The 13,989-nt window shown below is 36.3% G+C and carries 11 protein-coding genes; 10 read left to right on the forward strand and 1 reads right to left on the reverse strand.

Translation table 11 applies throughout. From position 1 onward, the window contains the following. Positions 1-199 precede the first annotated feature (199 nt). From I6N95_RS17990 to I6N95_RS18030, 9 genes are all read left to right on the forward strand, one after another. On the forward strand, positions 200-1,126 hold the full coding sequence (locus I6N95_RS17990; RefSeq protein ID WP_209530609.1) for a hypothetical protein: 927 nt from the start codon (positions 200-202) through the stop codon (positions 1,124-1,126). A gap of 4 nt (positions 1,127-1,130) precedes the next feature. Then, positions 1,131-1,613, forward strand: a complete 483-nt coding sequence (locus tag I6N95_RS17995; protein WP_209530611.1) for a stage II sporulation protein M — start codon at positions 1,131-1,133, stop codon at positions 1,611-1,613. Beyond that, entirely contained in the window at positions 1,610-2,212 is a 603-nt protein-coding gene (locus I6N95_RS18000; RefSeq protein ID WP_209530613.1) for an ATP-binding cassette domain-containing protein, read from the forward strand. The genes I6N95_RS17995 and I6N95_RS18000 overlap by 4 nt, the downstream gene beginning before the upstream one ends. Before the next feature lie 1,829 nt (positions 2,213-4,041). Further along, positions 4,042-5,235 carry an efflux RND transporter periplasmic adaptor subunit gene (locus I6N95_RS18005; protein ID WP_209530614.1) on the forward strand — a complete coding sequence of 398 codons (1,194 nt, stop codon included), beginning with the start codon at positions 4,042-4,044 and terminating at the stop codon, positions 5,233-5,235. Next, on the forward strand, positions 5,232-5,915 hold the full coding sequence (locus I6N95_RS18010) for an ABC transporter ATP-binding protein (RefSeq protein ID WP_209530616.1): 684 nt from the start codon (positions 5,232-5,234) through the stop codon (positions 5,913-5,915). Before I6N95_RS18005 ends, I6N95_RS18010 begins: the two co-directional genes overlap by 4 nt. Then, complete coding sequence (locus tag I6N95_RS18015; protein WP_209530618.1) at positions 5,912-7,111, forward strand: ABC transporter permease; 1,200 nt, start codon at positions 5,912-5,914, stop codon at positions 7,109-7,111. The genes I6N95_RS18010 and I6N95_RS18015 overlap by 4 nt, the downstream gene beginning before the upstream one ends. A 1,382-nt stretch (positions 7,112-8,493) precedes the next feature. After that, positions 8,494-9,795: a PTS sugar transporter subunit IIC gene (locus tag I6N95_RS18020; RefSeq protein WP_209530620.1), complete on the forward strand. Its 1,302-nt coding sequence runs from the start codon at positions 8,494-8,496 to the stop codon at positions 9,793-9,795. Further along, positions 9,789-11,075, forward strand: a complete 1,287-nt coding sequence (locus tag I6N95_RS18025) for a glycoside hydrolase family 1 protein (RefSeq protein WP_209530862.1) — start codon at positions 9,789-9,791, stop codon at positions 11,073-11,075. The genes I6N95_RS18020 and I6N95_RS18025 overlap by 7 nt, the downstream gene beginning before the upstream one ends. Further along, entirely contained in the window at positions 11,059-12,264 is a 1,206-nt protein-coding gene (locus tag I6N95_RS18030) for a MalY/PatB family protein (RefSeq protein ID WP_209530622.1), read from the forward strand. Before I6N95_RS18025 ends, I6N95_RS18030 begins: the two co-directional genes overlap by 17 nt. A gap of 316 nt (positions 12,265-12,580) precedes the next feature. Here the strand turns inward: I6N95_RS18030 and I6N95_RS18035 are convergent, their stop codons facing one another. After that, the gene (locus tag I6N95_RS18035; protein WP_209530624.1) at positions 12,581-13,312 is read right to left on the reverse strand and encodes a LysR family transcriptional regulator; all 732 of its coding nucleotides are present in this window, start codon (positions 13,310-13,312) and stop codon (positions 12,581-12,583) included. 108 nt (positions 13,313-13,420) lie between these two features. On the opposite strand from I6N95_RS18035, the gene I6N95_RS18040 reads away from it, so the two are divergent. Next, positions 13,421-13,954: a DUF4865 family protein gene (locus I6N95_RS18040; protein ID WP_209530633.1), complete on the forward strand. Its 534-nt coding sequence runs from the start codon at positions 13,421-13,423 to the stop codon at positions 13,952-13,954. Positions 13,955-13,989 lie beyond the last annotated feature (35 nt).

Consider the following 13,989-nt stretch of genomic DNA (forward strand, 5'->3'; position numbering starts at 1 on the left):
AATTATGTTTAGTTTTTTTAATTCGTTTTGGAAGAGAAAATATGGGTATTATAACTTCTATGTTGTTTTTGGTTTATCGTTTATACTAGCATTTTTTTCTGTACTCCTTCAAAGAATAACAAACAGTCCGTTTATAACGATTATTGTATTACTTAGCTGTCTGTTAAATTCAAATAAGGAAACAGAAGCATATATGAACTTGAATAAATTTAATACTTTTCGTTTGGCTGATGATCACATTTTGAAATTAGGTTGGAGTCTTTACATAAAAAGAAATAAATTTATCTGGATTGCTATTTTATATTCTGTTTTATGCTTAGCGAATGTTACTTTGTTAACTGAGAATATATCTTTGATTATCTTAGCATCATGTATTTTATTTAGTAATCTTTCTCGCAATAAATGGAGTGAAATTATTGGAGAAATTCATCTTGTGGTTTTAATTATTTTAATGATTTTTAATTGGGGATATCTTTTTCCTGTTGCAATGAATGGTTTGTTTTGTTCAGCATTGTGCATTCTACTGTTATCTAATAATAAAAGAATAGTAAAAAATGAACCAATTAAAAATAAGTTTATTTCTGCGAAGACTCTTTTAGTATTCAGACACTTTCTTTTTGGTCAATGGCAATCTAGTTTATGCTTAGCTGTTTTTTTTATTCTGCCCAAACTTATTATTTTTTTTCGAATTAAAGTTTTATACACATGGGTAACAACTATTAATTATAATGGCATTTTCATACTTCTAATTATTTTCGAATTGTTACAAGATGTTAATTTAGAGAAACATAGCTTCGAATATAATCGATTTCGTTTTTATAGGCTCTCGGGAACGGGTTATTTTAAGAGGATACTTTTTTCACGTTATGCGAGTTTAGGTTTTTTTTCAATTTTGGTTACGAGTCTAGTTAATTTATTTAATGTTAAGCTTTTGATTATTCAAATTACAGCTATTATAATATTGGTTTTGTGGTATAAATTCTTTGAAGAAAAAGCACTAATGGAGAAGCGCAAACCAACATGGCAATTAAGTTATATTAGATGTTGGGCACCAACAACTTTATTATTCCTAATCTCATTTGCCCCTCAATTAATGCAGCTTATTGAAAAAATGAAAGGAAATTAGTATTATGTATAAGTTAAGTTGGAAAGTTTATCTAAAGTATTTTTTTCTTATGAGTGTAATCTTTTACTTATTGATTATTAATTTTAAAGGACTTATAGGACTTAAAGAAGCCGATTTTGATGAAGTAACGGTATCTGGTATTGAAATTATTTTTCATAATTTGATGCTATACATAAAATGGCAAGTTTTCTTTTTATTAAGCCCTATTTTTTTTGTTTTTGAGACTCTCGTTTTATCTTGGTCTATTAAAACAGGAATTGTTACTTTTGGTTTAGATCAAGCGATTGACAAATTGTGGCGTCATGGAATAATTGAGATTCCAAATATGTTTTTGTATCAACTATTATCTTTTAGACTGCTATACTATTGGTGGAAAAATAAATCATTTGCAACTATAAAAGAATATATAAAAGAAAATAAAAAAATATATTTATTATCTGGGCTGTTGATTATAGGTTCTGGGATAATTGAGGGGATAACATGGTGAAAATACAAATTAAAAGTGGCGAATTCAAGATATCTGGAAATGTTTTTTTAGTAATAGAAAATGATCATTCGATAAGTAATGGATTGTATAAATTGAGTGGTGCCAATGGAAGTGGTAAAACACTTTTTTTGGAATATCTATCGGGGTTTAGAAAAACAGGAAATATTGTGACCAATATTGACCCAAAAAAGATTTTATATCTTGGTGAGTCAGGGATTGGTATTGAAGACTTAACCATTATAGAAAATATCAAACTGACATATTGGATTTTCGGAGCTAAACTTACTGATGTCGTGATGGCTAATATAAAAAGCTTATATTCCGATGAACAACTTAATAAAATTTATAGTCAATCAAGCTTTGGTATGCAATTAATGGTTGGTTTATCCCTGATTTTTTCTGAAATTGAATGGCAATTAATTGTTTTAGACGAAACTCTTGCAGGAGTTGATGAGACCAACAAGCTGAAAATTATAAACGAAATTATTTTTAGAAAAAGTGAGAGTGTTATCTTTTTGGTATCTCACGAACATATTAAAGAAAAAATTGAGTATGAAGAGGTGTACATCTTTGATAAAAAATTACAGTTTAAACAATAGAAAATTAATTTTAACATTAGGAATTATATATGTTTTTTTAAACTTACTATTAGCGAAGGTATTTGAAAAGAGTGAGATTGCAAGAAAGTTATTATCTGGTCCAGATATTAGTCAATTACTTGGGAATGAATCATATTTGATTTTTGCAATTATGATAACTTTAATGTCACTATTAACGGTTATTTTTATGACCTTTATTTATAGAAATTTACTAAAGTTCATTTTTATAGAGAGCCAGTCATGGGAAATAATAAATTTTTGTTATTTAGTTTCAGTCATAGTTGGTGTCGTACTTTCCCTAATCATTTTATCAATAAATAGTAGTATTGATATTTCAGTTCTTAGTATAATTACAAATTTAACTACTGCTATTATTGTTAATGTGTTGTTTTATCTATTAAATAGAAAACTTACGGAACAAGTATTGATTATTATCATTTCGCTCATAAATTCTAGTGTAGTAATTTTATTGTAATATAGTCATATATTAAAAATATAAAAGTTAATTTCTTCTATATGAATCAATTTCATAATTCTAAGAACGTCTCAATCTAGCACTTTCTCATGTCAAATTTCACGAAAAAGTGACTGGAAGTTGATAGTGTCAATGGGGAGGTAATATTTTTTGATTGTTAGAAACGTTATTATGTCAACGGGAATAATTCTGAAATTGATTCATATATGCTTGCAATAGTAAGTGCCAATTTAAAAGCTCCGCAGACGTTTTTTAATGTTGTAGTAATTTTATTTCAAGTAAATGAGGAATTTATCATATTTAATTTTAACACTTAAATGTAGACTCTTAATTTACCTAAGTACATAGCTATTCTGAAATGATAATTTTTCTTTAACTGTTGAAATTAGTTGTTTTTTTGATCGGAGATTATCGTATACAGAATGTTCTCTGTTGTCAAAAAAATAATCAACAATGACCACCACTAAAGTATGGATTAAATTACAATGTTGAACTTATTCAAATAGGAAACGGTTTTTTTATTGAGCGAAGAAATAAGCCATTATATGCGTAAAATCTTATCAGTTATTGCAACTAAATGCGTCATTTAAGACTTCCTTTGATTGCGAAAGTTAATAAGATAGCTGTAGCAGGTATCTGTCTTTTAAGATCAGTAGCTGCGGGCTAATACGATCCCGCTGTCAAAGGAATACTATTGCTGCTATTTATTGAAAAATAGTGAGTGGTTATTTTTTTGTCGAAGGGGTACATTGATAGCGCTACTTTCACTTGATAACGAGTCGCAGAAGTATGATTTCTGTTGCAACGTAGTCTCAGCAGAGGTAATAAAGCGAAGCGTCTATAGATCTAAAATCTATTCTCGTAACCAGCTTGACAATAACTGGTGCATTTCTATCATTTACCATTGTTTTCTGTGTCAGTGGCGATATTATTCAATGGTGGAAAATTTTCAGGCTGAGTGTATACCAAACGGATAAGTGAATACTAAGATAGATAGTGAATTATTATATATCAATTAATCCAGAGATACACAATCATTATTTTCTAAAAAGCTGATATGCAATCACTCATCATTACATTCTTGTTTATTTTTAAATCTAAATTCCTCTAGGTAGTAGTGGCTTAATGATTTTTATACATAATTAACAGATTTATGTACCTGGTTTCTCAGCAAAATTATCGTATACGATAATTATATATTATTAACGAATTGTTGATATAGCAATGTATATATGTATGTTTTATAAAAAATGAGAATTTAGGTATTGTTAAACCTTGCGATTTTGGCTCATGTAAATTTATTTAAATTGGTCAATAGTCATAAAGTTAATTAATTTGAAAAGGACTGTGTAGAATGGCTAAAATTAAAAAAAAGCGAAAACTCAAGCGAAATATTCGCTTAAGTATCATAGTGGGTATCATAGTGGTCGTTGCAATTACTATAGTAACCGTTAATGGTAGTCAAGGTGATAAAGAAAAGAGACCTCTTTATACCACGTATAAGGTTGAGGAATTGGATCCATTATTATTTAAGGGGACAGTGGATGCTGAGATAGTTGAGAGCATATACTACGATCAAAGTCTTGGTAAGATTTCAGCCATACTAGTAGAAAATGGAATGCAAGTGAAAAAAGATGATGTTTTAATGACGTATCAAAGCGAGATGGCCCAGACAGAGGTTGCCCAGCAAGAGAGGGTACTAAATAAAAATTCTTTGAGTGTGATAACGGCTCAGGAGAATATCAATAGCGCTATAGTTAAAAAAACAGATTTGACGAATAATCTGAATCAGGCAATTAGTGATTATAACAATCGTGATGAATCAACTGAAGAAGGTGTCGTGGATGCCCAAGAGGCTAAAGCAAGGTACGATCAATATAAGCAAGCCTTGGAGTCTCAGGCAGACGTGATTCGGCAGGAAGAACAAGCTTTGGAAGTTGCTAATTTAGAATTAAGTGATAGCATATCAATTTTAGATGATGCCAAGATGAAAATATCTACAACTGTAAAATCGCCAGTGGATGGTGTTGCCTATGTGGATATTAATGGTAGATCCGATATGTCAATACCCGTAGTTAAAATTGTTAGTCCAAAAGTTGTAGTTAATGGTATTGTGTCGGAATATGATTACCGGAAATTATCAGTCAATCAGGAGGTGAGTATTCGTCCCTTGAGTTCAAATGACACTGTTAAGGGGAATGTTACATATGTGAATAAGTTACCCATGGCTAAGGCTGGGGGGGATACTTCAGTCATGATCAATTTTGAGTTTAAAGTAGCACCTCAAAAGGAGTTACAGTATGGATACAGTGTTCAAATTTCTTTAAAACAAAAGGAATTAAGAGTACCTGAAAATGCGGTGATCAAAGGTAGTGAAGGAGAAGAGGTATTTATCTATCAAAAAGGTAGAGTGACTAGAAAAGTAGTCAAAACTACTAAACAGGATGGATTGTTAATTGTTCAGGAGGGACTGGTACTAGGAGACACGATTATCAGCAATCCAGATGATAAATTAAAAGATGGGGAAGAAGTGGCGGTGAAAGAATGATTCGGCTAAAGCATATCAATAAATATTATAAGGTTGACGAAGAAAACTTGCATGTTTTAAAAGATGTCAATCTTCACATAAAAAAAGGCGAATTTGTAGCGATTATGGGTCCTTCAGGATCGGGGAAATCAACCTTGATTAATTTGATCGGGTTTATTGACCAGAAGTTTGAGGGATCCTATCTTTTTGAAGGCGGTTCCTTATTGGGGAGCGATGACAATAAACTTTCGGCAATTCGTAATCAAAGTGTCGGCTTTGTTTTTCAAAACTTTAGTTTAATTGAGAATAACACAGTTTACGAAAATGTAGAATTGCCATTGTTATATGATGGATACGACTTTGGTAGAACCCATGAACAAGTGAATAATATATTAGGAAAGGTTGGTTTGTCGGATAAACTGGACAAACACCCTAAGCAACTGTCTGGTGGGCAACAGCAACGAGTGGCTATTGCCCGAGCAATGGTGAATGAACCTAAGTTTATTATTGCGGATGAGCCGACGGGCGCTTTGGATTCAGTCACCAGTAATGAAATTATGAATTTATTTCGAGAGTTAAATCAACAAGAAAGTGTGACGATTATTCTTGTGACCCATAATCCAGAAATGGTTGATTATTGCAGTCGGTTAATAGAAATTAAAGATGGTAAAATTATTCAGGATAGGGAGTTGGTCAAATGAAGATGTATGTCACATGGAGAACATCACTTAGCTCTATTTTCAAGAATCGTAAGAGAAGTATATTGACCATGATTGGCATCGTTATTGGCATTGCATCGGTTATTACGATTATGTCATTAGGACGTGGTTTCCAAAAAGAAACAGTTAAGAATTTAACGGAAAATGATAGAAATGAGATTACTGTTAAAGTGGATTTTGTTCCTGAGGATAGTAATTTGTATGAAAGTAATGCTTTACTTTTTCAGGAAGCTGATTTGCAACAGATCAGGACTATTTCGGGAGTTAAAGATGTTCGTTACCCAGAAGGCAATGAGGATTCTACTTATAAGGAAATAGCGATTCGTGGAAAAAAAGAAAATAAACAGTTGCGTTTAGTCAAATTATCCAAAAAATATCCAACCATTGGTCGGGACTTAGTCGAAGGAGATAATATGACTCATAACAAAGTTGTAGTAGTGGACAGCACCACAGCTAAAGGTTTATATATAACGGAAGAAAATGCTCTGGGGAGAGGAATTGAGTTAGATGGTGAGCTATTTACCATTGTAGGTGTCTTTCCAGCTATTGAATTGGAAAGCATGTTTTCCATGCCAGAGTCTAATATCTACGTACCTAGAGCCAGCTATCGTGATTATTTTGACAAAGATGAAATCACTAGCAGTATTGAAGTGATTTTGGAAGAATGGGAAACACCTAATAAGGTAACCTCTAAGGTAATCGGACAGCTTGAAGAAAATGGCACCATGCGTGATTCAGGAACGTATGAGGTGTATGATATGGGTTTTTTAACGGATGGTATCGGTACGGTCTTGAGTTCCTTAACTTATTTTATTTCGGCGATAGCTGGAATTTCACTTTTTATTGCCGGTGTGGGCGTGATGAACATGATGTATATTTCAGTTTCTGAGCGAACACATGAAATCGGGACTCGTCGAGCTATGGGTGCTACGGAACGGTCAATCCAACTTCAATTCTTATTAGAGGGTGTGACTTTGACAGTAATTGGGGGGATTGTCGGATATGCTTTTGGCTTTATTTTGGCGACTATTATTGGAAAGTTTATAGATATTCAGATCTCCATAGATTTGTTTACTATTACTTTAGCTTTGGGTGTGTCAACGGTGATTGGCTTGATTTTTAGTGTCATGCCTGCTACAGCCGCGGCTAAGAAAGATTTAATTGATATTTTAAGATAATCAACATTTATGTTGATATGATGGGTTCTTACGATGAACTCTTCACCAATTGTCGAAATTAAGTTAGGCAAGTAAAGTGTACACTGGAATAGAGAGCTCTGTAAGATAAAAAAGAGAAATTGTTAGTAACTAATTAAAATTATTTGAGAGGAAGGAAAAATTAACTAGATATATCCAAAGAATTAGTATGCTTTTTATATTGTAAACAGTATCAATGAGAAACTTGATTTTTCACTTTTATGCTCTACGGATGACATTCGTCAAAATTTAAGAGTAATGTCAATAAATGTCATTTGTTACTTTTTAGGATACAAAATAATGAAAAAAACTATCTCTGAATTGAGTTTTCTTTTACTCGAGTCCTAAAAGCGAATGTTTCCAAGATAATGAGTTTGTTTAAAATTAGTGGCAAGAACTAGGCATTACATAAATACTTTTACCTAAATAACATTGGTTTCTGATAGACTATAAAATTTATTATAGCAAACTTTTGCCAGATATCGTCAAAACTTATACCAAACTCAAATTGCCATAAACTACTGGTTGTGATAAAGCCAAGCTGAACGGTTTAATAGAAAACACATCAGCAAATTAACCCACTACTCTGAGTACTCTCTAAAACTAAAAAAGCGACTTCCAAATACTATAACGCACTTGGAAGTCACTCATATTTCTCTGTTATTTTATAAAAAAACTATTGACACCGCTTACCAATCCCTATACAATGGCGGTGAAGTCACAACGACGACAATTAACTAAATTTTTATGGCACTCCGCTTTGCGACTACCAATCACAAAACGGAGCCTCGATGAAACAGCCAGAACTGTCAAATCAAGTTGCCAATAGCTAGCAGTAAATCACTAGCTTTGTTTATTGTACCTAATTTAAGCGCTTTTTTCTAGAGCTTTTTGGATTTTTTAGAAGGAGTGAAGGCTTATTTGCGTATCAGTAAAAGAAGTGATCTTGCTAGAGAGTGATAACTCTAACCGCTATTGTAAAACGGCATTAGACAGTGAGTCTGATGCCGTTTTTTGATTTGCCAATGGTTGGTTAGAGCGTCGTCGTTGGGCTTTCGGATAGGGGGATTGGAAGGTAATGGCGGCATTAGTTACTTTTCGCGAGAGTAGGCAATGGCCTTTTAACTTCCCACTATCTGGTGGATAAGGCCTTTTCCTTGTTGATGATGTCGGTAAGCTCTTTGGCTTAAAGGATTAGCTTTAAATTCGTTGTTGTGTTGAGGCAGGCAGTGCATTTCCCAGCGGGTGTGCCTGCCTTTTGCTAATCAGCTGAGTTTATCCTACGTCTATGTTGTCCTGGTCGCTTTGAGTGTCAAAGCAATTGTTGGTCACTTTCGTCAGTTATCAAAGGAGAAGACAGATTTATGAAAAAAATATCAGCTTTGTTGGAAAAGTACTTGGTACCAGTGGCTACCAAACTTGGAACAAATACGATTATTCAAGCTTTACAACGCTCCTTCATGGTGATGTTACCAGTTATTTTAGTCGGGTCCTTTTCACTGATTTTATCTCGTCCGCCAATGCCTGCCGATGCCTTTGCTGAGGGCAGTTATTGGTTTAAAGTCATGACCACTTGGACCGAGGTGACGGTCAATTATGGTCAAGCCTTTAAATTTTTGACGACGATTACGTTAGGAATTATCAGTATTTATCTGTGTCTGGGGATGGCTTATTACTTGTCACGGAGTTATGAGTTGAACACGGTGATTTCGTTGTTTGTGTCCTTATCTGCTTTTTTACTTGTTTCAAGCAATGGCGTTGAAGGCGGGATTTCCAATGAATATTTTGGTGGCGAAGGGCTGTTTGTGGGGATTGTGGTAACCACGATCACCATGATGAGCTATCGATTTTTTGTTAAACGGAAAATCGGTGAGGTCAAATTGCCAGAGTCGGTGCCTAAAATATTAGTGGCTTCCCTTTCGGCATTGACTCCCATTGCGGCTTTAATGATAGGCTTTGCCACCTTGGTGACTGTCTTGAAATTAGGACTGGACAGTTCAGTGCCGGAGATTATCATGACAGCTCTGCACCCCTTGTTAACAGTGGTGAATACCTTGCCGGGGATTTTATTTATCGCAGCCTTGGGCCAACTAATGTTTTGGTTTGGGATTCACAATAACTCGGTTTTAGGGGTGGTTTATCCTGTTCTTTATGGTAATTTAGCGGCCAATCAAGCGGCTTATGAAGCCGGCACTGCCATGAGCGAGTTGCCGAATATTTTAACCATGCCTTTTCTCTGGACTTTTTCAACGATTGGCGGAGGCGGAGCCACGTTGGCGTTGGTATTGCTTTTGATGAGAAGCAAGTCGGAACAGTTAAAGGCCGTGGGTAAATTATCCATAGTGCCAGGCTTTTTTGGAATTAATGAGCCAGTGATCTTCGGCGCCCCAATCGCTTTTAACCCGATTTATTTTATTCCGTTTGTGTTTGTGCCGACGGTTAATTCAATCATTACTTATATCTGTATGAGTACAGGTTTGGTCAATAAAACCATTGCTTATGCCGGTGGGGTGACGCCTAATATCTTGTCTCAGTTTGTGGCGACCTTGGATTATCGGGCGGTCCTGTTATTTTTCGTCTTAGTGGCTTTGGATATGCTCTTATGGTATCCCTTTGTTAAACTTCACGAGAAACAACTGACTGATCCCGTGGTGGAGGTATCGTAGGCAAGAGCCTCTTTCCTAAGGATTTTCTTTGGGGAGGGGCCACCAGTGCTTATCAGTTTGAAGGAGCCCCTAGCAGTGATGGCAAGTTGCCAACGATTCAAGATGTCAAACAATCAGAACCCTTGATTGCGATGAATCACTACTATCAATTGGCAGAGGATCTCAAATTGCTAGGGGAATTGGGGCTTAATGCTTATCGTTTTTCAATCTCGTGGGCTCGAATTATCCGTGAAAATGGGGAGGTTAATATCAAAGGTGTCGCTTTTTATCGCAGATTGATTGAGTTGTGTCGTCAGTATCAGATCGAACCGATTGTCTGCCTCTATCATGATGATTTACCTGCTTATCTTGAAGAGCAAGGCGGTTGGGGCAATCGGCGTATTTTAGCAAAGTTTGTCCGCTATGCCAGTGTCCTGTTTGATTGTTTTGGTGAAGAGGTTCGTTACTGGCAGACGATCAGTGAACAAAATTTGCTGACTCAGAAAAAAATCAGTCGTGGAGAAGAGAGTTTAAAAGCGATTTATCAAGCCAACCACCATCTGTTTTTAGCTCAAGCTTTAGTTGTTAAAGAATATCAGCAGCGAGGATTAAAGGGGAAGATCGGCCCAGCGCCGAATATTGTGCCGATCTATTCTCATTCCTTTGTAAACGATCAAGAAGTGACTCAGCAATTGGAGATTATGAGGAATTGGTTGTACTTAGACGTTTCCTTAGGTGGAGCATATTCAAAGGAATCGTTAGCTATTCTCGAAAAGCTAGACGCTGTGCCGGCGTTTCAAGCTGAGGATGAAAGTATTTTGACGTCAGTCGGCAATTTCATTTCCTTTAGCTATGGAACGTCGCTCGTCGTAGCTCAGGCAGAAAGTGGGCCACATGTGACGCTCACGCCAATTGACCCTGCCGATGTTTTTGGCATTGAATTGAGTTTAAGTGCTGTTTATCAACGATACCCTTTGCCGATCTTTATCATGGTGAGGAGTTTAGGCTTGGCTGAAAGCATAGATGAAAAGGGTCAAGTGCTTGATTATCAGCGAATTAACTTTCTTAAAAAGCAGATTGGCTATTTGGCATCTGCTTTGGACAACGGAGTTAATCTAATTGGCTATGCCACTTGGAGTGCTTTTGATGTGCTGAGTTCTGATAGAAGTAGAGCCAAAGGATACGGTTTGATTTATGTGGAAGAAGGGCAAGGGGATCAACCAAGAATTCCAAAAGCGAGTTTTGATTGGTACCAATCCTTTATCAGAAAAGAGAGGTGTCAGGATGACAGGGGAGTTTGATCAAGTTTACAATCGCAAAGGGACCAACAGCAAAAAATGGGACGATGCCGATCAGAAATACCTGAATCCAGAGGTGATTCCTATGTGGTTAGCCGATATGGATTTTAAAGTTGCTCCCTGTATTAGTCGCAAGATGGCGTCAATTGTGGAACAGGGGATTATGGGCTACCCGGCGTCGATCAATCACTATAAACCGGCTGTTATAGAATGGCTGGAACAGGAGTATGATTGGCAAGTCTCTCTCTCTGAGATTTTTTTCACTCAGACAATTTTTAAAGGTTTATCCTTTGTGATCAGAGCCTTAACGCGACCAGGAGATAGCATTTTAGTTAATGTGCCTTGCTACGGCCCGTTTATTGAGATCATTGAAAAGACGGGGAGAAAGGCGGTTTTATCCCCTTTAAAGGTAAGGAATGGTCGTTATGAAATGGATATGGCGGATACTCGCCAGCAATTAGTGGCTCATCAATGTCGTCTATTGATTCTCTGTAACCCTCACAATCCCACAGGAAGAGTTTGGGAGGAACGAGAGTTGTTGGAACTTTTGGCAGTGTGTCAGTCTTTAAATGTGACCATCTTGTCAGATGATATCCACAGTGAGCTGATCATGCCGGGTGTTAGTTATACACCGATTGCCAAAATAGCAAAGGAGATGAAGGAGCAAATTGTGACCTTTAAATCTCCCAGTAAAGCCTTTAATATTTCAGGGATTCGAATCGGGTATTTTATCACAGCTAATCGGCATTGGCGGGCGGGGTTCGAGGAGTTACGTCGCCGTAATGGTGAAGAATACAGTGCCAACAGTTTTTCCGGCGAGGTGTTAAAAACGGCCTATGAAGAAGGCAAGGAGTGGCTCAATCAGGTGATTGTCTACTGTTACGAGAATTATTGTTATCTTAAGGAGCGGTTAGCGAATTATGATAAGGTCTTGATTGCGACGTTGGAAGGCACTTACTTAGTTTGGTTCAATTTGGAAGCTTATGGTCAGTGGGTATCAGAAACAGAGTTGGCGTCATTACTAGATGCCAGTGGCATCGGGGTGCAAACAGGCAGTGAGTTTGGCACACCAGGACTTTTCATTCGCTTGAACATTGCCTGTCCCCGTTCGGTGTTAAGTGAAGGACTTAGCCGCATGCTTGAAGTGATTGAGGAACTTGAAGGCCGCAGTAACGCTATTCTGAAGGAGTAGATGGTGATAATCAATTAGTTAGTTAATAGCAGAAGAGGGTTTGACACGTTTGAGAGTAAGGGGCAAAGTCGAAAGAGTTAGTGTGATGCCGTAAACTGTCCTCTTAAATGGCTCATCTGTTGTTACTATAGATTCAGCCCTTTTTTGAGCGAGAGGGGCTGAATTTTTAATAATAGATAATAGTCCTGAAGGTAGAACTATTTGACAACTAGGAAAAGCAAATGACCTTCTATAAAAAGAAAAAAGTGGCGCGAATCGTTGAGACCAAAACAATGGAACTCTATAATGCTTCTAAGGATGGTGAGTCTCCTTGTTTTTAGTGCTGATACTTGAAATACGTTATGTTATAAGCCTTGTCATCATTTCGCTGATAGGCGTCGTTTTTTAACAGATAGCACGGCAATAACGAAATAGCTTGGCCGTTGGCGACTAATTTTAGGATATTCTCCAAGGAATCAACTTCAATTATATGATCAGCCTCTGAACATAAGCTCAATGTTAATTGTCTCAGGGGGCAGTTGGCATCGCTATTTATCAAGATGGGCAAAGGATTAGCGGCTGGTATGACCGACCCTTTAAAAAAACAAACTTCAAGTAGCTCAGTGGCTTTTAACTGATATGTGTTGTTGGTCAATGGGTTAAAGGTAAAAACGTCATCGTACGATCGCTGAGTAAGTTCTTCGTCAATGTCACTGGTTTTTTTGATGGTAATGAGTGTGTCAGTAATTGAGACTATTTTCTTTTCAAGGATTAGGAAGTCAAATAATAGTTCTGAAATTAATAAGCTGGGGAGTTGGCGGTTGAAATCTGCTTTTAGTTGATTTAGGTGGCTCAATGTTTGGGTAACAAAAGCATATAGCTTTTCACCATGTTCAGTCGCTTGTACTCCGTGGTGACTTCTAATAAAAAGTTGAGTATTAAATTCATTTTCAATTGCCTTAAGTCGAGCAGTAATATTAGACTGGCTATAGCCTAAAAGGGTGGAAGTTTTATTTAATGATTGGGTGTCATAAATGGTTTTATAGATGTCTAAATCAGAAAGGTTCATACATTCACCTCCGGTTATCGTTATTTGTGATAACTATACCACAAATGGGGATTATCCAACAAAGTTTTGGCAAGGTATAATAAGGCTACTAAGAGGGAGGTGGCAGATATGCAAGCAATGCAGTACAAAATTGGGTTACCTGAAGATTATGACATGACTATCATAAAAAATCGCGTGGGTCAAAATGGCCATAAAACGGATCAGTTTGAGGATCTATTATTTAAAGCCTATCTGGTAACAGAAAAAGCATCTGGTAGTTTAGCAAATAGTTACTGTCCGTTGTACATTTGGAAGCAGACAGAAGGCATGAATAAGTTTATTTTTGGCGGCTTCTATGACAACATCATTCAATCGTTTGGCTGGCAACAGATCGAAATAGGAGTAACAGCGTTGGTGAATCTAAGTGACTCTTTCCCAAAAAGTCGCTACATGTTAGAAACGTATCACGATATTTTACCCCAAGTCTCCCTGACAAGACTGGATTTTAATCAGAGCCTTGGAAAAAATGAAGTCGGGAAGGTGATCATTTATAATCCTGAGAAATGGAAATACGTAGTGCTGACGTTCTTTGAAGAACCACCAGCGACGGTTGAATCTGACAAACAGTTATATACACTATTACATCTATCGTTAGGTAAATAAGGTGAAACCTCATTATTCGGTTGGATAAATAGCTA

This window comes from Vagococcus allomyrinae, assembly GCF_017829975.1.
In the GTDB taxonomy this organism is placed as follows: domain Bacteria; phylum Bacillota; class Bacilli; order Lactobacillales; family Vagococcaceae; genus Vagococcus_D; species Vagococcus_D allomyrinae.

Coding starts and splice junctions, on each gene's coding strand:
- I6N95_RS17995 (WP_209530611.1), top strand. CDS start 1,131: ATGTATAAGTTAAGTTGGAAAGTTTATCTAAAGTATTTTTTTCTTATG.
- I6N95_RS18005 (WP_209530614.1), top strand. CDS start 4,042: ATGGCTAAAATTAAAAAAAAGCGAAAACTCAAGCGAAATATTCGCTTA.
- I6N95_RS18010 (WP_209530616.1), top strand. CDS start 5,232: ATGATTCGGCTAAAGCATATCAATAAATATTATAAGGTTGACGAAGAA.
- I6N95_RS18015 (WP_209530618.1), top strand. CDS start 5,912: ATGAAGATGTATGTCACATGGAGAACATCACTTAGCTCTATTTTCAAG.
- I6N95_RS18020 (WP_209530620.1), top strand. CDS start 8,494: ATGAAAAAAATATCAGCTTTGTTGGAAAAGTACTTGGTACCAGTGGCT.
- I6N95_RS18030 (WP_209530622.1), top strand. CDS start 11,059: ATGACAGGGGAGTTTGATCAAGTTTACAATCGCAAAGGGACCAACAGC.
- I6N95_RS18035 (WP_209530624.1), bottom strand. CDS start 13,312: ATGAACCTTTCTGATTTAGACATCTATAAAACCATTTATGACACCCAA.
- I6N95_RS18040 (WP_209530633.1), top strand. CDS start 13,421: ATGCAAGCAATGCAGTACAAAATTGGGTTACCTGAAGATTATGACATG.